At 70.6% G+C, this 18,737-nt stretch carries 19 protein-coding genes; 9 read left to right on the forward strand and 10 right to left on the reverse strand.

Translation table 11 applies throughout. The features are described 5' to 3' along the window. Positions 1 to 34 precede the first annotated feature (34 nt). The gene (locus MTDSW087_RS10195) at positions 35 to 655 is read right to left on the reverse strand and encodes a histone H1-like repetitive region-containing protein (protein ID WP_144763394.1); all 621 of its coding nucleotides are present in this window, start codon (positions 653 to 655) and stop codon (positions 35 to 37) included. A 378-nt stretch (positions 656 to 1,033) separates the two neighbouring features. Between MTDSW087_RS10195 and rpsO the strand changes: the two genes are divergently transcribed. The 6 genes from rpsO to MTDSW087_RS10225 all read left to right on the forward strand — a co-directional run bounded on the left by rpsO (position 1,034) and on the right by MTDSW087_RS10225 (position 7,432). Beyond that, a complete protein-coding gene (rpsO, locus tag MTDSW087_RS10200; protein WP_144763395.1) occupies positions 1,034 to 1,303 on the forward strand; it encodes a 30S ribosomal protein S15 in 270 nt (89 codons plus the stop codon). Between the two features lie 297 nt (positions 1,304 to 1,600). Next, complete coding sequence (gene pnp, locus MTDSW087_RS10205; protein ID WP_144763397.1) at positions 1,601 to 3,832, forward strand: polyribonucleotide nucleotidyltransferase; 2,232 nt, start codon at positions 1,601 to 1,603, stop codon at positions 3,830 to 3,832. A gap of 93 nt (positions 3,833 to 3,925) precedes the next feature. After that, complete coding sequence (locus MTDSW087_RS10210; RefSeq protein ID WP_144763400.1) at positions 3,926 to 4,396, forward strand: AAC(3)-I family aminoglycoside N-acetyltransferase; 471 nt, start codon at positions 3,926 to 3,928, stop codon at positions 4,394 to 4,396. Positions 4,397 to 4,488: 92 nt separating this feature from the next. Beyond that, the gene (locus MTDSW087_RS10215) at positions 4,489 to 5,064 is read left to right on the forward strand and encodes a hypothetical protein (protein WP_144763402.1); all 576 of its coding nucleotides are present in this window, start codon (positions 4,489 to 4,491) and stop codon (positions 5,062 to 5,064) included. An 84-nt stretch (positions 5,065 to 5,148) separates the two neighbouring features. Then, positions 5,149 to 5,802: a glutathione S-transferase family protein gene (locus MTDSW087_RS10220; RefSeq protein ID WP_144763404.1), complete on the forward strand. Its 654-nt coding sequence runs from the start codon at positions 5,149 to 5,151 to the stop codon at positions 5,800 to 5,802. 211 nt (positions 5,803 to 6,013) lie between these two features. Then, positions 6,014 to 7,432 carry an amino acid permease gene (locus MTDSW087_RS10225; RefSeq protein ID WP_144763406.1) on the forward strand — a complete coding sequence of 473 codons (1,419 nt, stop codon included), beginning with the start codon at positions 6,014 to 6,016 and terminating at the stop codon, positions 7,430 to 7,432. On the opposite strand, the gene MTDSW087_RS10230 is transcribed toward MTDSW087_RS10225, so the two are convergent. Further along, complete coding sequence (locus tag MTDSW087_RS10230) at positions 7,398 to 7,751, reverse strand: DUF2794 domain-containing protein (protein WP_144763408.1); 354 nt, start codon at positions 7,749 to 7,751, stop codon at positions 7,398 to 7,400. The genes MTDSW087_RS10225 and MTDSW087_RS10230 overlap by 35 nt on opposite strands. 541 nt (positions 7,752 to 8,292) lie before the next feature. Here MTDSW087_RS10230 and bluB point away from each other — a divergent pair. Then, complete coding sequence (gene bluB / locus MTDSW087_RS10235) at positions 8,293 to 8,937, forward strand: 5,6-dimethylbenzimidazole synthase (protein ID WP_144763411.1); 645 nt, start codon at positions 8,293 to 8,295, stop codon at positions 8,935 to 8,937. Positions 8,938 to 9,120: 183 nt separating this feature from the next. Then, positions 9,121 to 9,627, forward strand: coding sequence for a L,D-transpeptidase (locus tag MTDSW087_RS10240; RefSeq protein ID WP_144763412.1), 507 nt, complete (start codon positions 9,121 to 9,123; stop codon positions 9,625 to 9,627). Positions 9,628 to 9,677: 50 nt separating this feature from the next. Here MTDSW087_RS10240 and MTDSW087_RS10245 read toward each other — a convergent pair whose 3' ends face one another. The 4 genes from MTDSW087_RS10245 to MTDSW087_RS10260 all read right to left on the reverse strand — a co-directional run bounded on the left by MTDSW087_RS10245 (position 9,678) and on the right by MTDSW087_RS10260 (position 12,162). Beyond that, positions 9,678 to 9,989 (reverse strand): cupin domain-containing protein, encoded by a 312-nt coding sequence (locus MTDSW087_RS10245; protein WP_144763414.1) that lies wholly within the window; start codon positions 9,987 to 9,989, stop codon positions 9,678 to 9,680. Positions 9,990 to 10,052: 63 nt separating this feature from the next. After that, positions 10,053 to 10,427: a hypothetical protein gene (locus MTDSW087_RS10250; RefSeq protein ID WP_144763416.1), complete on the reverse strand. Its 375-nt coding sequence runs from the start codon at positions 10,425 to 10,427 to the stop codon at positions 10,053 to 10,055. 137 nt (positions 10,428 to 10,564) lie between these two features. Next, positions 10,565 to 11,170, reverse strand: coding sequence for a L,D-transpeptidase (locus MTDSW087_RS10255; protein ID WP_144763418.1), 606 nt, complete (start codon positions 11,168 to 11,170; stop codon positions 10,565 to 10,567). 173 nt (positions 11,171 to 11,343) lie between these two features. Beyond that, on the reverse strand, positions 11,344 to 12,162 hold the full coding sequence (locus tag MTDSW087_RS10260) for a DUF1828 domain-containing protein (RefSeq protein WP_144763420.1): 819 nt from the start codon (positions 12,160 to 12,162) through the stop codon (positions 11,344 to 11,346). A gap of 753 nt (positions 12,163 to 12,915) precedes the next feature. Between MTDSW087_RS10260 and MTDSW087_RS10265 the strand changes: the two genes are divergently transcribed. After that, entirely contained in the window at positions 12,916 to 14,712 is a 1,797-nt protein-coding gene (locus tag MTDSW087_RS10265) for an adenine deaminase C-terminal domain-containing protein (RefSeq protein ID WP_144763422.1), read from the forward strand. 123 nt (positions 14,713 to 14,835) lie between these two features. Here the strand turns inward: MTDSW087_RS10265 and argE are convergent, their stop codons facing one another. The 4 genes from argE to MTDSW087_RS10285 form a co-directional block, all read right to left on the reverse strand. After that, positions 14,836 to 15,984 (reverse strand): acetylornithine deacetylase, encoded by a 1,149-nt coding sequence (gene argE / locus MTDSW087_RS10270; RefSeq protein WP_144763424.1) that lies wholly within the window; start codon positions 15,982 to 15,984, stop codon positions 14,836 to 14,838. A 126-nt stretch (positions 15,985 to 16,110) separates the two neighbouring features. Continuing rightward, positions 16,111 to 16,524, reverse strand: a complete 414-nt coding sequence (gene lanM, locus MTDSW087_RS10275) for a lanmodulin LanM (protein WP_144763426.1) — start codon at positions 16,522 to 16,524, stop codon at positions 16,111 to 16,113. A 201-nt stretch (positions 16,525 to 16,725) separates the two neighbouring features. Continuing rightward, positions 16,726 to 16,983: a hypothetical protein gene (locus tag MTDSW087_RS10280; RefSeq protein ID WP_144763428.1), complete on the reverse strand. Its 258-nt coding sequence runs from the start codon at positions 16,981 to 16,983 to the stop codon at positions 16,726 to 16,728. Between the two features lie 214 nt (positions 16,984 to 17,197). Further along, a partial coding sequence (locus MTDSW087_RS10285; RefSeq protein WP_144763430.1) for an outer membrane beta-barrel protein occupies positions 17,198 to 18,737 on the reverse strand: 1,540 nt, incomplete at its 5' end.

An 18,737-nucleotide genomic window follows, 5' to 3' on the forward strand; every position in this document is an offset into this window, starting at 1 on the left:
CGCCGAACCGGCATCCCCTTCGGCGGAGAGCGCTCTAGAGGGGCCGCACCTCGCCGGGCTTGAGCTTGAGCCGGCGCACCATGTCCCGCGAGAGGCCGCCGGCCAGCTCCGGGCCGCCGTCGCCGGGCTGGAGGATGGCCTGCGCCGCCGCCAGGGCCTCCGCCTCGCCCGAGGCCGCCACCGCATAGACCCGCGGCGGCTCCGGCTCCTGCGGGATCGCCACGAGATAGGCGTGCCGCTTGGACGCCCCGGCGCCCGGGAGCCGGGCGGGGGCGCTCTTCGCGCCGGCGGCCTTGGCGGCGGCACTCTTGGCAGCACTCTTGGCGGCACTCTTGGCAGCGTCCTTGCCGGAAGCCCCTTTGGCGGCGGGCTTCTTCGCGGCCGCCGCCTTCCTGGTCGCGGGCTTCCCGGCCGGGGGCTTCTTGGAGGCGGCCTTCTGCGCCGCGGCCTTCTTGGCTGCCGGCTTCCGGGTTGCCGCTTTCTTGGGTGCCGCTTTCTTGGGTGCCGTTTTCTTGGGTGCCGCTTTCTTGGCCGTCGATTTTCCGGCAGCCGCCTTCCGGCCCGCCGGCTTCTTCGCGGCGGGGGGCTCTGCGGCGGGGATCTCCGGGTCCGGAAGCCCGGACTTCGCGATCTTGAGGGCGGCTTTCGCTGGCACGTCTGGCGCGGGTCTCGTCGTCGCACGGCGTGGTGCGGGCTGCGGGGGCCTGCCGGATCATCCCGCGTGACGGGCGCGGCCGACCGAATCCCGTGGTCCGCCAACCGGACCGGGCGGGCATGGTTCCGTCTATGGTTAGCCGGCACTAGATATGCAATATCCCACGGGTTGCGACGGACCGTGCCGCAACGCCGCGGGGACTGGCGCCTCGGGGCGTTTCGTGTATGGTGCGCGCGGCCTCGACCCGGCGACGGGCGGGGCTTGACCCGCTTGGGGACAAGACCGTGCTGGACGACATCCCGGCACCGGCCCGCCCCAGGCCCGAACGGCGCGGAGCCTCGAGGCCCGCCCCAGACCCCTCATCAGAAGGCAGTTGCGATGTCGATCACGGCAGAGCGCAAGACCGCGCTCATCAAGGAATACCGCGCGGATCCCAAGGACACCGGCTCGCCGGAGGTCCAGGTGGCGATCCTCACCGAGCGGATCGCGAACCTCACCCAGCATTTCAAGACCCACGGCAAGGACAACCATTCCCGCCGCGGCCTCCTGAAGCTGGTCTCGTCGCGCCGCTCGCTGCTCGACTACGTCAAGCGCAAGGACGAGGCCCGCTACCGCGCCCTCATCGAGCGCCTCGGCATCCGCCGCTGATTTTTTTCGACCGGGGCGCGGCATCTTCGGAGACGCGCCCCGGCCCCGACGGCCGTCTCGGTCGTCGCAAGCGCGACCGCGCGCCGCCGTCCATGCGGCGGACGCCCGCGATGCCTTCAGGCGTCGCGGGCAACCAGGAAAGACCATGGGGCGACTTCGAGGCGCCATGTGCCGGGGACAGGATCGCCGGACGCTTCACGGGAAGCGTCCCGCCGTCTTGCCCCTGGCGGCGCCGGGTTCGCCCGGCCCGCGGCCGGCAGGGGCCGCCCGCGGGATATGCTGAAGGGACATAGACACATGTTCGACGTTCAACGCGAAGAGCTGATCTGGGGCGACCGCAAGCTCGTCCTCGAGACCGGCAAGGTCGCCCGCCAGGCGGACGGCGCCGTGATCGCCACCTACGGCGAGACCTCGGTGCTCGCCACGGTGGTCTCGGCCAAGGAGCCGAAGGCCGGCATCGACTTCCTGCCGCTCACCGTGAACTACCAGGAGCGCGCCTACGCCGCCGGCCGCATCCCGGGCGGCTACTTCAAGCGCGAGGGCCGTCCCTCCGAGAAGGAGACCCTGGTCTCCCGCCTGATCGACCGGCCGATCCGCCCGCTCTTCGTCGAGGGCTGGCGCAACGACACCCAGGTCGTCGTCACCGTGCTGACCCACGACCTCGAGAACGATCCCGACATCGTCTCGATGGTGGCGGCCTCCGCGGCCCTCACGCTCTCCGGCGTGCCCTTCATGGGCCCGATCGGCGCGGCCCGCGTCGGCTACGTCAACGGCGGCTACAAGCTGAACCCGCTGGTCACCGAGACCAAGGACGAGTCGACCCTCGACCTCGTCGTCGCCGGCACGCAGGACGCCGTGCTGATGGTGGAGTCCGAGGCGAAGGAGCTCTCCGAGGACGTGATGCTCGGGGCCGTGATGTTCGGCCACAAGCACTTCCAGCCGGTGATCGAGGCGATCATCCGTCTCGCCGAGAAGGCCGCCAAGGAGCCGCGCGACTTCTCCGCCCCCGAGAACGCCGACGTGGAGAAGGCCGTCCTCGACATCTGCGAGGCGGAGCTGCGCGACGCCTACAAGATCACGGTCAAACAGGAGCGCTACAAGGCCGTCGACGCCGTGAAGGCGAAGGTGGTCGCGGCCCTCTGCCCCACGGACGGCGAGCAGAAGTTTAGCCCTGAAAAGGTCAAGGCCGCCTTCAAGGAGGCCCAGTCGAAGGTGGTCCGCTGGAACATCCTCGACACCGGCTCGCGCATCGACGGCCGCGACGTGAAGACGGTCCGCTCGATCCTCTCCGAGGTCGGCGTGCTGCCCCGCGCCCACGGCTCGGCCCTGTTCACCCGCGGCGAGACGCAGGCCCTCGTGGTGGCCACCCTCGGCACCGGCGAGGACGAGCAGTTCATCGACGCGCTGGAAGGCACCTACAAGGAGACCTTCCTGCTGCACTACAACTTCCCGCCCTATTCGGTGGGTGAGACCGGCCGCATGGGTTCGCCCGGCCGCCGCGAGATCGGCCACGGCAAGCTCGCCTGGCGCGCGATCCACCCGGTCCTGCCGCCGGCCCACGAGTTCCCGTACACGATCCGCGTCGTGTCCGAGATCACCGAGTCGAACGGCTCCTCCTCGATGGCCTCCGTCTGCGGCGGCTCGCTGTCGCTGATGGATGCGGGCGTGCCCCTGCGCCGTCCGGTGGCCGGCATCGCCATGGGCCTCATCCTCGAGGGCGAGCGCTTCGCGGTGCTCTCCGACATCCTCGGCGACGAGGATCATCTCGGCGACATGGACTTCAAGGTGGCCGGCACGGAGGAGGGCATCACCTCCCTCCAGATGGACATCAAGATCGCCGGCATCACCGAGGAGATCATGAAGATCGCCCTCGCCCAGGCGAAGGACGGCCGCGGCCACATCCTGACCGAGATGGCCAAGGCGCTCACCGCCGCCCGTCCCGAGCTCGGCGAGTACGCCCCGCGCATCGAGACCATGCAGATCCCGACCGACAAGATCCGCGAAGTGATCGGCACGGGCGGCAAGGTGATCCGCGAGATCGTCGAGAAGACCGGCGCCAAGATCAACATCGAGGATACCGGCATCGTGAAGATCGCCTCCTCGGACGGCAAGGCGATCAAGGCGGCCTATAACTGGATCCGCTCGATCGTGGCCGAGGCCGAGGTCGGCGTGATCTACGACGGCACCGTGGTGAAGACGATGGAGTTCGGCGCCTTCGTCAACTTCTTCGGCGCCAAGGACGGCCTCGTCCACATCTCGGAGCTCGCCGCCCAGCGCGTCGCCAAGGTCACCGACGTGGTGAAGGAAGGCGACAAGGTGAAGGTGAAGTTCCTCGGTCAGGACGACCGCGGCAAGATCCGCCTCTCCATGAAGGTCGTCGACCAGCAGACCGGCGAGGACATCACCGAGAAGCTGAAGGCCCAGCGCGATGCCGAGCGGGCCGAGCGCGGCGACGAGCCGCGCGAGCCCCGCGAAGGCCGCGAGGGCGGCCGCCACCGCGGCGAGCGCCGCCGCGACGCGGGCGAGTAAGCCTCGCTCGTAACGCCTGCTGACGTTCGGGAAGCGCGGTCCTTCGGGGCCGCGCTTTTCGTTTGGGCGTTAGGTTCGCGCTATGCTCGCGGCATGCCGCAGCCGCCCACCCCGATCCACCGCCTCGGCCCCGCCGACGTCGCGCGGCTCCGCGCCCTCAACGCGCTCTTCGCCGAGGTCTTCGACGACCGCGAGACCTATGCCGGCGCCCCGCCGCCGGATGCCTGGCTCGCGGAGCTTCTGGGCAAGGAGCACATCGTCGTGCTGGCGGCGCTCGACGGGGAGGCGGTGATCGGCGGGCTCGTCGCCTACGCCTTCGACAAGGCCGAGCGGATGCGCCGCGAGATCTACATCTACGACCTCGCCGTGGCGGAGGCCCATCGCCGCCGGGGCGTGGCGACCGCCCTGATCGCGCACCTGCGCGAGATCGCGTCCGCCTGCGGGGCCTGGGTGGTCTTCGTCCAGGCCGATCCCGGCGACGATCCGGCCATCGCGCTCTACGGGAAGCTCGGCACGCGCGAGGCGGTGCTGCATTTCGACATCGCGGTCGGGGAAGGGCCGTGACGGCCGCCCATGCCTCGGGGCCGGGCCGGCGCGCTTGACTCCGGTCGAGGCGACGGGAAACTCGCCCCGCATCCGAGCCGGAGGTCCGTTCTGTGGTTGCCGAGCCCCTCAACAAGGATTGCTTCCGCCCGCCGAAGCGCGCGGTTCAGGAGCGGATCGCGCGCGGGTTCACCGATCACGGCCAGAACGGCGGGATGTCGCACGTCCAGCAGGTGCATCTCAGCCCCGGCCAGAACTACTACCGCTTCTGCGACACGGCGCGGTTCGCGAAGGACCCGGCCGGGGCCGCTTCGGGCGGCTGGTGGATCGACTACGAGGTCTTCCTCAAGATCCGGAACGTGGCGCGCGATGCGTCGACCATGCGGGACTATGCCGCGCGCCACGACCAGGCCGGCCTGAGCTACGCGGCCAAGCTCTACCTCGCCGTCCCCTATGAATGGGGGGATTGCGGCACGATCGTCGTCGCGCAGCTGCGGACGCGGCTCGATGCCTTCCGGGGCCGCGGCCTGACGGCCTATCTCGAGGGGAACGATCCGCGCGACGGCGGCACGAAGTATACGCCGATGCAGGACGCGACCATCTCGCAGCTCTACATCCCGGAGCTGAGGAGCCACTTCGCCACGGCGTTCACCATCGTCGAGAAGGGGCCGGCGACCGCGTTCGTCTAGGGGCCTCGTTGTGACACGCGCGCTTTCGCCGAACCGACGGCCACGTCCGCGGCGAGCGCTCAAGACATAGCAGGGAGGATCACCATGAGCGACGCGGGCGGCGACGAGCTCGTCTTCTACACCTCGCCGATGTCGCGCGGGCGCATCGTCCGCTGGATGCTGGAGGAGGTCGGCGCCCCCTACCGCGCCGAGATCGTGGGGTTCGGCCCGGCGATGAAGGGCGCGGCCTACCGGGCGATCAACCCGCTCGGCAAGGTGCCGGCGCTGCGCCACGGCGACACGGCGGTGACCGAGACGGCGGCGATCTGCGCCTATCTCGCCGACGCCTTTCCGCAGGCCGGCCTCGCGCCCCCGCCCGGCAGCCGCGCCCGCGGGCCCTATTACCGCTGGCTGTTCTTCGCCGCCGGCCCCGTGGAGGCGGCCGTGACCAACAGGACGCTGAACGTCGCGGTGCCGGACGATCCGCGCCTGCGCGGCATGGTCGGCTACGGCTCGCTGCCCGAGGTGCTCGACGCGCTGGAGGGCGCCGTCACCGGGATCGAGTACCTCGCGGGCGACCGATTCTCGGCCGCCGACGTCTATGTCGGCTCGCATCTCGCCTGGGGCATGGCCTTCGGCACCCTGGAGAAGCGCCCGGCCTTCGAGGCCTACACCGCCCGCCTGCTGGCCCGCCCGGCCGCCGTGCGGGCCCGCGCGATCGACGACCGGCTGCTCGCCGAGCAGGGGCAGGGGGTCTGAGGGCGCTCGCCGGGGCGGGGGCCGGTACTCGGGAGCGGCTGTGATGGGTGGATGCCCGCTCCCGGCGAGCGGGCAGGGACCGCCGGATGTCTCCCCAACCGGCTCCGCGGCCGCCGAGGTGCCGTCTCAAGCGGCCGCGGGGCCGGCGGATCTCGATGGGCGGGTGGCCCGGGGCTTGCCCGGCCCCTGCGTCCCCGCCAGAGAGCCCCTGATGAGCGACACCGTCACACCGGCCGAGGGCGCCGCGCCCGGGCTTGCCCGCGACCTCTCGGCCTTCAGCCTCGTCTGCATCGGGCTCGGCGCCACGATCGGGGCGGGGATCTTCGTGCTCACCGGCACGGCGGCGGCCGACTATGCCGGGCCGGCGCTCAGCCTCTCCTTCGTGCTCGGCAGCATCGCCTGCGCCTTCGTCGGGCTGTGCTACGCGGAGCTCGCCGCGATGATCCCGGCTGCGGGCTCGACCTACACCTATACCCGCGCGACGCTGGGCGAGCTCGCCGCCTGGATCGTCGGCTGGGACCTCGTGCTCGAATTCGCCTTCGCGGCGGCCACCGTCGCGGTCGGCTGGTCGGGCTACGCGCAGAGCCTGCTCGCCGATTTCGGCCTCGCGCTGCCGCCGGCGCTCGCCGCCGCGCCGGGAGCGGGGGGCCTCGTGAACCTGCCGGCCGGGCTGATCGTGCTGGCGCTGACCGCGCTCCTCGCCCGCGGCACCGCCGGCGCGGCGCGGGCGAATGCAGCGCTCGTCCTCCTCAAGGTGGCGATCATCCTCGCCTTCCTCGGCATCGGCCTCGCCCATCTGAAGCCCGCCCTGTGGAGCCCCTTCGTGCCGGAGAACACGGGCACCTTCGGGCAGTACGGCTGGAGCGGAGTCCTGCGCGGGGCGGGCGTGGTGTTCTTCGCCTTCATCGGCTTCGAGACGGTCTCGACGGCGGCCGGGGAGACGCGCGACCCGAAGCGCGACGCGCCGGTCGGGCTCCTCGGCTCGCTGGCGCTGACCACGCTCCTCTACGTGGCGGTGGCCATCGTGCTCACCGGCCTCGTGCCCTATCGCGATCTCGGCGTGGCCGACCCGATCGCCCGGGCCGTCGACGCGATCGGGCTCGGCGGCTTCGCGGTCGTGATCAAGCTCGGCGCGCTCCTCGGGCTCACCACCTCGGCGCTCACGGCGCTCTACGGGCAGGCGCGCATCTTCTACGCCATGGCCCGCGACGGGCTGCTGCCGGCGGCCTTCGCCCGGGTCGATCCGGTGCGGCGGACCCCGGCGCTGAGCCAGGGGGTGATCGGACTCGGCACCGCGCTCGTCGCCGCGCTGGTGCCGATCGAGGTGCTGGGCGAGCTCGTCAGCATCGGCACGCTGCTCGCCTTCTGCCTCGTCTGCGCGGCGGTGCCCATCCTGCGCCGCCGCGAGCCGGACCGGCCCCGGCCCTTCCGGGTGCCGGCGGCGCCGCTGGTGGCCGCGCTCGGCATCCTCGCCTGCCTCGCCCTGATGGCGGGGCTGCCCGGCGACACCTGGATCCGGCTGGCCGTCTGGCTGGTGCTCGGGCTCGCGCTCTATGGCGGCTACGGGCGTGCCCATGCGCGGCGGCTCCGGGCGCTCACACCGCCCGGAGCGGACCCTCCAGCACGCTGAGCACGCGGGCGAGGTCGTGGCCGCGCTTCATCACGAGGCCGCCGGCCGCGATCACCGCGTAGGCGCCCTGGCGGCGGGCGAGCTTGGGGTCCTTCTCCACCCGGTAGAGCGGCATCTCGGAGGTGCGGCGGTAGATCGAGAACACCGCCTTGTCGCGGCGGAAATCGAGGGCGTAGTCGCGCCACTCGCCCTCGGCGACGCGCCGGCCGTAGAGGTTGAACAGGATGCGGAGCTCGTCGCGGTCGAAGGCGATCTGTGCGGCTGCGGCGGGGAAGGGGACCACGCGGGCCGTCGACTCGTCAGCCGTCCTCTCGCTCATTCTCGCTCCGTCATATGCTCGCGGATGCCGGTTCGAACCCGGTTCGGGCCCGGGATGATGGGCGCGCCGCGGCCCGGCCGCAAGGTGCTGAGCCGGCCAAGCCTGGCCCCGCCTGGGGAGGGCGTGTCGGCCGATTCGTTGCATTCCGGATACAAGGAAGCGGCGAATCTTCACGATTTCGCCGCGATCGTGCCTTTCGCGGGCCTTGTTGCTGGGGCACAACAGGCTCTGAAATCTCCGTCGGGCTCGTGCCCGGAAGCCGTCCGAAACCCGTGCTCCCCAGCCCTCGGACGCCGACCGGACCCCACGACCCGACACTCCGAGGTTTCGAGACCCAAGGACTTCAGGCCGCCCCACCCCGGGCGGCCTTTTTTCTGGACGCGAACCGGCCCATAAGCGGCCCGCCGGATGTCCGGGGGTTCCCAAAGGGACAAGTCCCTCTGGTGGGGTGTCGGGGCGAGGCCCCGACATATCCCAGGGCTCTGCCCTGGACCCGCCAAAGGGGTGACCCCTTTGGAATCTCGGGGGATCTCAGGTGAGGATGACGGACGAGCCTCCGCGATTCGACGACGCCTTCCGCGAGCGGCTTCACGCGCTGTTCGCGTGGCGCCGCGACGTGCGCCGCTTCCGCGCCGATCCGGTGCCGGAGGCGCTGCTCGGCCAATGCCTCGCGGAGGCCGCGCTCAGCCCCTCGGTCGGCAACAGCCAGCCCTGGCGCTTCGTGCGCGTGCGGGACCTCGAGCGCCGCGCGGCGGTGGTCGCGAGCTTCGCCCGCTGCAACGCGGCGGCCGCGGCGGGCTACGAGGCGGAGCGCGCCGCGCTCTACCGCCGGCTCAAGCTCGAGGGCCTGCGCGAGGCGCCCGAGCACCTCGCCGTGTTCTGCGACGAGGCGACCGAATGCGGCCACGGGCTCGGCCGCGCCACCATGCCGGAGATGCTGCGCTACTCGGTGGTCGGCGCCGTGCAGAGCTTCTGGCTCTCGGCCCGCGCGCGCGGGCTCGGCGTCGGCTGGGTCTCGATCCTGGAGCCGGAGGCGCTCGCCGCCGCCCTCGACCTGCCGGAGGCCTGGCGGCTCGTGGCCTATCTCTGCGTCGGCTTCCCCCAGGAGGAGCATGCCGACCCTGAGCTCGTCCGCCACGGCTGGCAGGCGCGCGACCCGCGCGGGGCGAGCTTCACCGAGCGCTGAGGTCTATCCTTTCCGGGATCCTGCCGGCACGCGCCGCATGCGCGGAGAAACAGGCGGGCTCCTTTTACCGTTCTCGGTGTTTTTCTACGCAAACCTCTCGTAAACCACGCGAATTTCCGGAACGGCAAGCGTGGCCGGCGCATTTCTCCGGGCAAGCGGTCACGCTTGGTCGGAGATCTCGGGATGTCTCGGCAAATCAGGGTTCTGGGTGCGCTCGCGGGGCTCGGCCTCGCGACGATGGGTGCGGCGCAGGCGCGCGAGGTGGTGCACTTCCCCTATGGGGCGGCGGCGGGCTCGGTGGTGGTCAGCGTGTCGGAGCGCCGGCTCTACCTCGTCAACGGGGACGGCACGGCGATCCGCTACCCGGTGGCGGTGGGCAAGCCCGGCAAGCAATGGTTCGGCACCGCCGCCATCGACGGCAAGTACGTGCGCCCGGCCTGGTCGCCGCCCTGGGAGGTGAAGCGCGACAACCCGCGCCTGCCGAACCTCATCGCGGGCGGCGCGCCCGGCAACCCGATGGGCGCGGCGGCGCTGACCCTCTCGGGCGGGCAATACGCCATCCACGGCACCAACCGCCCGAGCTCGATCGGCACCTGGGCGAGCTACGGCTGCATCCGCATGTACAACCAGGACGTGGTCGACCTCTACGAGCGCGTCGATGTCGGCACCCCGGTGACGCTGGTCCGCTGAACGGATCCGGTCCCTCCGCGCCCCGGACGATGGGGCGCGGCCGGCTGGGCCTACGCGGCCGGCGGCGCCGTCGCCTCGATCGCCGAGAAGGTCTCGACGATCCGGTAGGTGTGCTCCACGCCCGCCGGCACCAGCCAGGAATCGCCGGGCTCCAGCCGCACGGTCTCGCCCGCGAGGACGAGGTCGGCCCGGCCCTTGAGCACGTAGCCCACGGTCTCGTGGCCCGAGACCGTGGTCGGCTTGTCCGCGTTCGGCGGCTCGTCCCGCCAGAGCCGCAGCGCGAGGCGCTCGCCCCGGGCGAGGGGGATCTCGCCGTTCTCGCCCTCAGGCGCCGATCCGCTCGCGATCTTGCCCGCCGTCATCGCCGTCACCCTCCGCCTCTCATCGAGAGGTGAACCCGGGCGCGGCGGCGGGCGTTCCGGGCCTCACCAGCCGCGGTCGAACCGGTCGCAGTGGCGGTGCCAGCGGCGCGGGGCCCGGTAGCCGTCATCCTCGTCGTAGGCCGGGCGCTCCACATAGGCCCGGCGCGAGACGTAGACGGGCTCGTCCGCGTAGACGCGCGGGGCCGGGCGGTAGCCGTAGGCCGGGGCATAGCCGCCGCCATATCCGCCGTCATAGCCGTAGCCGACGGGGCGGGCCTGCGCGTCCGAGAGGGCGGCGCCGAGGAGGGCGCCCGCGGCGAGCCCGCCGATCACCCCGGCGGCGACGGCGCCGCCGCGCCCGCGGGCCTCGGCGGCGGTGGAGGTGAGGGCGCCGCCGGCGACGAGCGCGGCGGCCGCGAGCGTGGCGAGCTTCTTCATGGCCTGTCCCCGAAATCCCAGAGGCCGAACCGTCCGGCCGATGGGGACAGGTCTAGCGGGCGGCCGCTGCACCGGGGCTGAAGCGGGGTTGCAGCAACGGTTCAGCTTGGCGCGCGCCTCTCCGGCGCCGCGGCGGGCTACCAGGCGAGATCATCGTCGGGCAGGCCGTAGGCCGGCTCCGGCGCGTAGCGGCGCACCGGCGCGTATCCGTAGCCGTAGCCATAGCCCCCGCGGCCCATCTGCATCCCGGCCGACATCACGCCGTCGCTCTCGTAGCCGCGCCGCCCGCGGAAACGCCCGGCGACGGCCTCCGGCACCGCCCCCTCCACCACGATGCGGGTGTTGCCCATGCCTTCCGCCTTCACCAGCCGGAACAGGGTGGCGGCCCGCCCCGGCGCGAGGCGGACGCAGCCATGCGAGGCCGGGCGGCCGAGCGCCGAGACATGGCCGCTGCCGTGGATGGCGTGGCCCGCCCCGGTGAAGAAGATGGCGTGCGGCATCGGCGCGTCGTCCCACTCGCGGGAGACGTGGGTGCGTGCCATCCGCTGCGGCCGGTACGATCCGTTCGGCGTGTCGTAGCGCGCGGTGCCGGTGGAGACCGCCCAGTCGTAGCGCGGCCGCCCGTCGACGCTCACGCGCATGCGCTGCGTGTCCTTGTCGACCCGGATCAGGACGTCGGCCTGGGCGGGCGTGAGGGCGGTGACGAGGGGAAGGGCGAGCAGGAGCGCGGCGAGGGGGCGCATGGCGGGGCCTCGGAAGGGCTTAAGCGGAGCGGTTTTCGTCCGAGGGGGTTACGCGGAGCGGGGCAGGGGGTTCCTCAGCAGGGAGAAGGGGGGCGGGGGCATCCGTATCAAGCGTCACCGGAGGATGGTGAGCAGCTCTTAGCGGTTGGTACCAAATGTCAGATTTGGACCATTTAGGCAGCGACGTTTTGTGGGTAGCCAAGACGGCGGCGAATGTAGTTCATTGCGCCTTGTTCATCATCGCGAAAAATTGGCATAGCTAATTCTCGATTTTGAGCCCGTTGAAAGTTCTTCCGCTTGATGGTCCGCATTTCTGGGTCTTCCACAAGCGCAATAACTTCAAAATCCATTCGGTCTAGCTGTCTCTGCTCCATTTGCAGCAAAAGAGCTTCGTTTAATTTGTCATTCGAATTGACGAAATAGACTGCGCCGGTTCGTGCTCTTTTTTCAAATTCTGGACGCGGCTTTATAAGTAGGTCGGCGGGGAAGTCTCTAAATTCTTTGCTGATAGGCTCATCTTCAAAAATATTTGCAGCTTTTCCTAAGGTGCCTACAAGGGCGCGTGTTGCATCTTCTCGGAATGTCGAACGAACTACATCGCGCGTAAGCAACTCTAAATCCCGGACGCGGATCATGTTTGACAGAAATTCAATTACTCGATGTGCTATATCCTCGCTTGAGAATGCGTCTGTGCGTATTTCGTACGTATCACGATCCCAATGCGCGTTGCCAGAGGAAAGGATAGCATCTAGAAGTTGGCCGCGTGTGCCTTGATCTATCGTGATATCTTTTGCAATCAGATGCGCGAGATAGCCGCCATCATCTTCGATGATATAATTGTCTTCATCTGCGTGGGTGAGATAGAAGCTAATAGGGTCACCTAAACTATCCTCAAAAGCTGAGCTTATAGCATAGCCGGTCGGAACGGGCTGGACAGAAATGCCCCCGCAAAACGTCGTGCAAAGTGTCTTTTTCAGCTCTTCAGGGTGCATTTAGATCTAGGACTCCTTGCTCCTCTCTCACGCGGAAAAACCGCTTTGCGGCTTCCCAAAAAGTCGTTTCCGTCCAAGCGTTTGTCCGCCGGTGCCGTGTCCCAATAGGTGGGATGCGGGCGAGATTATCAAGCCCAGTCGCTCCCGTCTCTATGCCTCCTCGGTCGCAGTGAGCATGCACATGCAAGCCGGGATGGCTGGCGTGTGACTCGAAACGGGCAACGACGGAGAACCCCTCGTCCGTTTCGCGGATAAGCTTGGCATTCCAGTTACCGCGGCGAGGGTTGCACTCTGCCAGTAAGATATAGGTTTCGCCAGCCGCGACGACTCGTGAAGATCGCCATTGCCATCCCGCCGGATCGGCTTTGTTTTAGTATAGATGGGCGCATATCGCGGCTGTAGGTCCTTTGTTGACCACTGGCCAGCAGATTCCGTAGTTTTTTCTTCGTTAATTAGGTGTCTTACGCGCATCTTTCTTGCTGCCTCCACGCGAATTATTGCGTGAGTAAAGCAAGAAATTGTTAATGTCACCGAGTTTTTGTGATCTCAATGCGGCACGGGTAGCCACGCGAAAATGGCCGCTTTTTACGCGATTGGCGAATAATCTAAATGGGTTGAAAGCGGCTGTGAGGAAGCTTCAGAGTCCCACACTGCCTCCTTCCAACCCACGCTGAGCCCCCCGCATCGCCTGCCGGCCCGGTTCATGGCACGCTCCATGCCCGTCCCCGTCACCCGCACCCGGTGAAGGCCCCGATGAGCACGCTGACCCGCTTCTCCGTCGCCCCCCTGGCCCAGATGACGCGGCGCCTCGCCGATGTCGCCGCGGGGCGCGCCGAGCCCGATTCCGTGATCACGGGGGCGCGGGTGCTCTCCACCTATTCGGAGCGCATCCTGCCCGATCGGGAGGTCTGGATCGCGGGCGGGCGCATCGCCGCGGTGAAGCCGGCCGGCACGTATCGCGGTCCGAACCGCTACGACGCGCGCGGCGGGCTGCTGGCGCCGGGGCTGGTCGATCCGCACCTGCATATCGAGAGCAGCATGGTCACGGCCTGCGCCTATGCCGAGGCCGCGCTTCTCAACGGCACCACCACGATCGTCTGCGACAGCCACGAGATCGGCAACGTGCTGGATGCGGACGGCGTCGCCTGGATGCTGGAGGATGCCCGCGCCGCGCCGCTCAACATCTACCTCACGGTGCCGAGCACGGTGCCGGCCACCACCCCCGCCATCGAGACCGCGGGCGGCGACCTGACGCCGGAGAAGATCGCGGCCCTGTTCGAGGCCTGGCCGGAGGCGATCGGGCTCGGCGAGAAGATGGATTTCGTGGCGGTGGCCGAGGGCGACCCGCGGGCCCACGCCATCCTCGCGGCGGCCCTGGAGCGCGGCCGGCCGGTCTCGGGCCATATCTACGGGCGGGACTTCGTGGCGCCGTACGCCGCGAGCGGCGTCACCGACACGCACGAGGCGGTGGATGCCGAGATCGCCGACGATCTCTTGGAGGCGGGCCTCTGGATCTTCCTGCGCGGCGGGCCGCCCACGACCCCGTGGCACTCGCTGCCGAAGGCGATCGGCACGGTGACCGAGTACGGCGCCGCCTGGAAACGGGTCTGCGCCTGCACCGACGACCGCGACGCCGACGACCTCCTCGCCTACGGGCTCGACTGGGTGGTGCGGGAGGCGGTCCGCCACGGTATCCCGAAGCCCGCGGCCTGGGCGATGGGCTCGCTGCACCCGGCGACGCGCTTTGGCCTCGACGGGGAGATCGGCGGGCTCGGCGGCGGCCGCCGGGCCGACCTCGTGCTTCTCGACGACGATCTCGTGCCGCAGGCCACCTGGTACGGCGGCGCGCTGGTGGTCGCGGATCGCCGGCCCACGCCCGTGCTCGAACGGGCGCTCGAGAGACCCTACCGCTACCCGCAGGCCGCCTATCGGACGGTGAGGCTGCCCGGGACCCTGCCCGCCCTGGTGCCGCCGCTGCCGGCCGCGCCCTGCACCGTCAATGCCATCCGCACGGTGCTGCCCGGCATCGAGCTCGCCCATGAGCGCGTGGCGCTCGTGCCCGGGGGGGACTGGGCGGAGACGCTTCGCGCGCACGACCTCTGCCACGTGGCGGTGATCGAGCGGCACGGCCGGGGCGGGGGCGTCGCCCACGGGCTGCTGAGCGCCTTCGGGCTCACGCGCGGCGCGGTCGCCTCCAGCGTCGGGCACGACGCGCACAACCTCGTGGTGGCGGGGCTGAACGCGGCCGACATGCGCGTCGCCGTCGAGGCCATCGCCGCGGTCCAGGGCGGCGTCTGCGTGGTCGCCGACGGCCGGGTCGTCGCGATGGTGGAACTGCCGGTGGCCGGCCTGATCTCGGACAAGCGCGTGGGCGCGGTGGCGGACGGCATGCGGGCGCTCAAGGCGGCCTGGGCGGAGGCCGGCTGCGCCATCCCCTATATGGGCTTCAACCTGATCCCGCTCTCGGTGATCCCGCAGATCCGCCTCACCGACAAGGGGCTGGTGCGCGTGCCCGAGATGGCGCTGGTGCCGCTGTTCGAGGGGGTGTGAGGAGAGGCGCCGCCGCCCGCTGACGGGCGCGCCGCGCCCCCTCTCCCGAACGGGAGAGGGGATCCGCGCTTGGTCCTGAAGCATCGCCGACCCTCGCCCCATTTGCGGGGAGGGACATGCGGCTCACCGCGAGTCCGCGATCAGCCGGCGCACGAAGGCGGCGCAGGCCTCCAGCTCGCCCGGCTCCACGTATTCGTCGGCCTTGTGGGCACGCTCGATCGAGCCCGGGCCGATCACCACGGCCGGCACGTCGCCCAGCGCCTGGAACAGCCCGGCCTCGGTGCCGAAGGAGACCTTGGCGTGGCCGTTCCGGCCGGCGAGGCGCTTGGCCAGCGTCACCAGCTCGGAATCCGGGTCGAGGTCGAGGCCCGGATAGTCGATCAGCGGCTCCACCGCGACGCGGCAGGCGGGATCGGCCGCCGCCATCTCCGATCCGAGCGCCTCGGTGGCGTAGGCGATCGCCGCGCCCGCCAGCGCCCCCGCATCGTCGCCCGCGATGGCGCGGTATTCGAACTCCACGCTGCAGGCATCCGGCACGATGTTGAGCGCCGTGCCGCCATGCACCACGCTGCACAGGCCGGTGGTGTGGGGCACGTCGTAGAGCCCGTCGCGGGCGCCGTCCCGGGCGAGCGCCTCGGCGCCGAGCCGCACATGGTCGATGAAGCGGGCGGCATACTCGACGGCGTTGACGCCGCGCGGGGCCAGGGCCGAGTGGCAGGCCTTCCCGTGGAAGGTGAGGCGGGCCGCGCTCTTGCCCTTGTGGCCGATCACCACCGCCATCCCGGTCGGCTCGCCGACGAAGCAGCCGAGCGGCCGGATGCCGCGATCCCGCATCCGCGCGATCAGGGGGCGCACGCCGAGGCAGCCGACCTCCTCGTCGTAGGAGAGGGCGATGTGGAGCGGCCGGGCGAGCCCGGCGGCGGCCATCTCCGGCATCAGCGCGAGGCAGACGGCGACGAAGCCCTTCATGTCCGAGGTGCCGCGCCCGTAGAGGCGGCCGTCGCGGAGGGTGAGCGTGAACGGGTCGCTGGTCCAGGCCTGGCCGTCGGCCGGCACCACGTCGCTGTGGCCCGAGAGGACGTAGCCCGGCACGTCGCGCGGGCCGATCGTGATCCACAGACCCGCCTTGCTGCCGGTCTCGTCGCGGACGCGGTCGGTCTCGGCGCCGGCCGCGCGGGCGAGGCCCTCCACGTAATCGACCAGAGCGAGGTTGCTCTTCGCGCTCACCGTATCGAAGGCGACGAGCTGTGCGAGGATCTCGACGGGCGTCATGCGGGTCCTGGGCGGGTCGGAGACGATGCGCGATAGCCGCTTCTAGTGCCCTTTGCCGCCGTCGGAAACGAAAAGGGCCGCCTCGGCGAGCGAGGCGGCCCCGTGCGGGCTGGATTGCGCCGGCGCTTACTTGATCAGCGCGAGGAGCGCCTTGCCGGCCTTGGAGTTCAGCTCCTTGGCGTCGAGGGTGCCGTCGTTATCCGGATCGGCGGCCTTGAAGCGCTCGGCCACCGCCGCGAGGTACTCCTTCTTGTCGAGGGTGCCGTCGTTGTCCGGGTCGGCCTGCTTCACGCCGGCCTTGCTCAGGCGGCCCTTCAGCTCCTTGGCGTCGAGGGTGCCGTCGGCGTCCTTCTCCAGGCGGTCGAAGGTCGCCGAGGCCACGGCCTCGATCTCCTTCATGTCGACGGTGCCGTCGTTGTCGGTGTCGATCATCTTGACGGCGGCGGCGCCACCGGCCGGCTTCGCCAGGGCGGCGGGGGCCGAGAGGGCCGTCGCGGCGAGGGCGATTGCGGCGAAGGTGCTGATAACACGAATGGCCATTGCCAGATTCTCCCGAGAAATTCTGCCTCATTCCCCTAGCGCCGGCTTTTGCGTCGCACAAGAGGCGGAGGCGGGCGTGGTGAAGATTTTCCGTCCGCGGAACCAGGCAGGAGCCGGACGCGCGAGAGGGCCGGCGGACCGGCCCTCTTGACATTCGCGGGAATGTGAGAGCCGGCGCGCCTGCGCCGGCCCGGCACCGGTTCAGTAATCGTAGCCGCGGCGGACGCGGCGCGGGCCGTCGTCGTAGCGCTCGCGACGGTAGTTGTCGCCGCGGTCGTAGTCGCGGGTGCGGCGATACTCGTCGCGGCGGTAGTCGCGCTCGCGCTGGGCACGGGAGCGCAGGTCGAGGCTCGGCCCCCCGGGGCCGATATCGATGCGCTGCGCGGCCGCGGGGAGGGCGGTGGCGAAGGGGGCGGCGAGGGTGGCGGCGAGCACGGCGCCCGCCAGGACGGTCTTCATGAGGGATGTCCTCTCTGATCGTCGTGCGGTTTTTCCGATGTTCGGGGGGCAACACCCTGCCACCGGCATCGTTCCCGCCATCGATTCCGGCCCCGGCGCCGCGGGACCTGGATTCACGGCTCCCCGCGGCGGGGAACCGGCCCCGCCGAACCGGCCTCGTCGTTAAGAAGGGATCGGCCCTATATAAAACCTCAGGTTGCGTACCGGGAACCCGTCACGGGTTCACGCGCAGGCCGAGCAGGACCGTGTGATCGCGAAAACTCGCGCTCGGCACGGTGCTGTCGATCTGCTGGTAGAGGTAGGTGCCGCGCAGGGTCAGCCAGCGGGTGAAGCGGTAATCGACCCGGGCGGTGGCCGAGAAGCCGGTCTCGCTGATGCGCACGCCCTGGTAGCTGTTCTGGAGATAGGCCCCGCCGAGGGTGATCGAGAGGTTGCGCAGGAGGTCGTGCTGCACCTCCAGCGAGGCGGTCTCGGTGACGGCGCCGCTGGAGCCCGCCACCGTGGTCTCGGTGACGCTGGTCACCGCGCCGAGGCGCACGCTGGTGAGCGGGCTCACCGACCAGACCACGGCCGCGTTGAGGAGCGGCGCGTTGATGTCGCGCAAGGACGGATCGACATAGGTCCGGTGCTGCAGGCCGGCCGAGATCTCGCCGGTGACGGTGCGCGCCAGCGCGAAGGTCGCGCCCGCGGCGATGCCGACGCCGTCGGAATCGCGGCGCAGGCCGCTGGCGTCGCGGGCGAGGTCGTAGATGCGGGTATCGGCGAGCAGGTCGACGAAGGGGGTGATCGTCGGCGACAGCTCGTAGGCCGTGCGCAGGCGCAGGCCGTACTGGTTCTGGTTGCGGTCGCTCTGGACGAGGCGGGTGCCGTCGGCGAGCTGCGCGTCCTCGAAGGTGAAGCGGTCGACCGAGCCGCGCAGCGAGACCGAGAGCCGGTTGAAGGCCTGCGTCGCGCCGAGGCTCGCCCCGTAGCTCGCGATGAGCGGGCGGCTGGTGGCGTTGCTGGCCTGGAGGTCGGCGCTGGAGGTGCGCTGGCTGTCCACGAGGAAGCGGCCCTCGGCGTCGAGGCGCAGGTCCCGGTTCACGTCCACGCGCAGCCGCACCGCGCCGACCGCGTTGGGGCGGCTCGCCGCCTCGTTCTGCGGATATTCGAGGTAGCTGCCGCGCAATTCGCCCGCGAGCTCGCTCGCCGACCAGTCGCTGCGGAAGGCGAGCTCGGCCTCGCTGCGCGAGGCCACGGAGCCCTTGGCGCCGCGGGCGGCGAGCTGGTCCGGGTTGGTGTCGTAGCCGAGGCTCTGGGTGAAGGCCGGCAGGAGGGTGAAGCTGCCGAGCTTGATCCCGAGGGGCGCGTAGGCGTCGTCGGTGGCGATCGGCCGGCGCAGGCCGTTCGCCAGGAGCGAGCCCGGGGTGAGCAGGCCGAGGATCGGGCTCGGCAGCGGCTGCGGCAGGGGCACGCCGGAGACCGGGTTCTGCACCACCGGCGTCAGGCGCGCGGCGGGGCTCGGCACCTGCACGATCTCGCGCACCGCCCGGCGGGTGGGCAGGGTCGCGCGGCGCGGCGGCGCGGCGCGGCGCTTGAGCAGGGCGGAGAGGGCCTGGGCGCTCGCCCCGACGCCGCCCGGCCGCAGCACCGGCGCGCGGGGGCGCAAGGAGGGCAGGCCGCCGGCCTCGACGGGCGGGTCGGCCTCCGCGGATGCCGAGAGCGGCGCGGACAGGGGCGGCAGCGGGCGCCGGTCCGGGCCGCCCGGCTGGGGC

It is taken from the genome of Methylobacterium dankookense, from assembly GCF_902141855.1.
GTDB classification, from domain to species: domain Bacteria; phylum Pseudomonadota; class Alphaproteobacteria; order Rhizobiales; family Beijerinckiaceae; genus Methylobacterium; species Methylobacterium dankookense.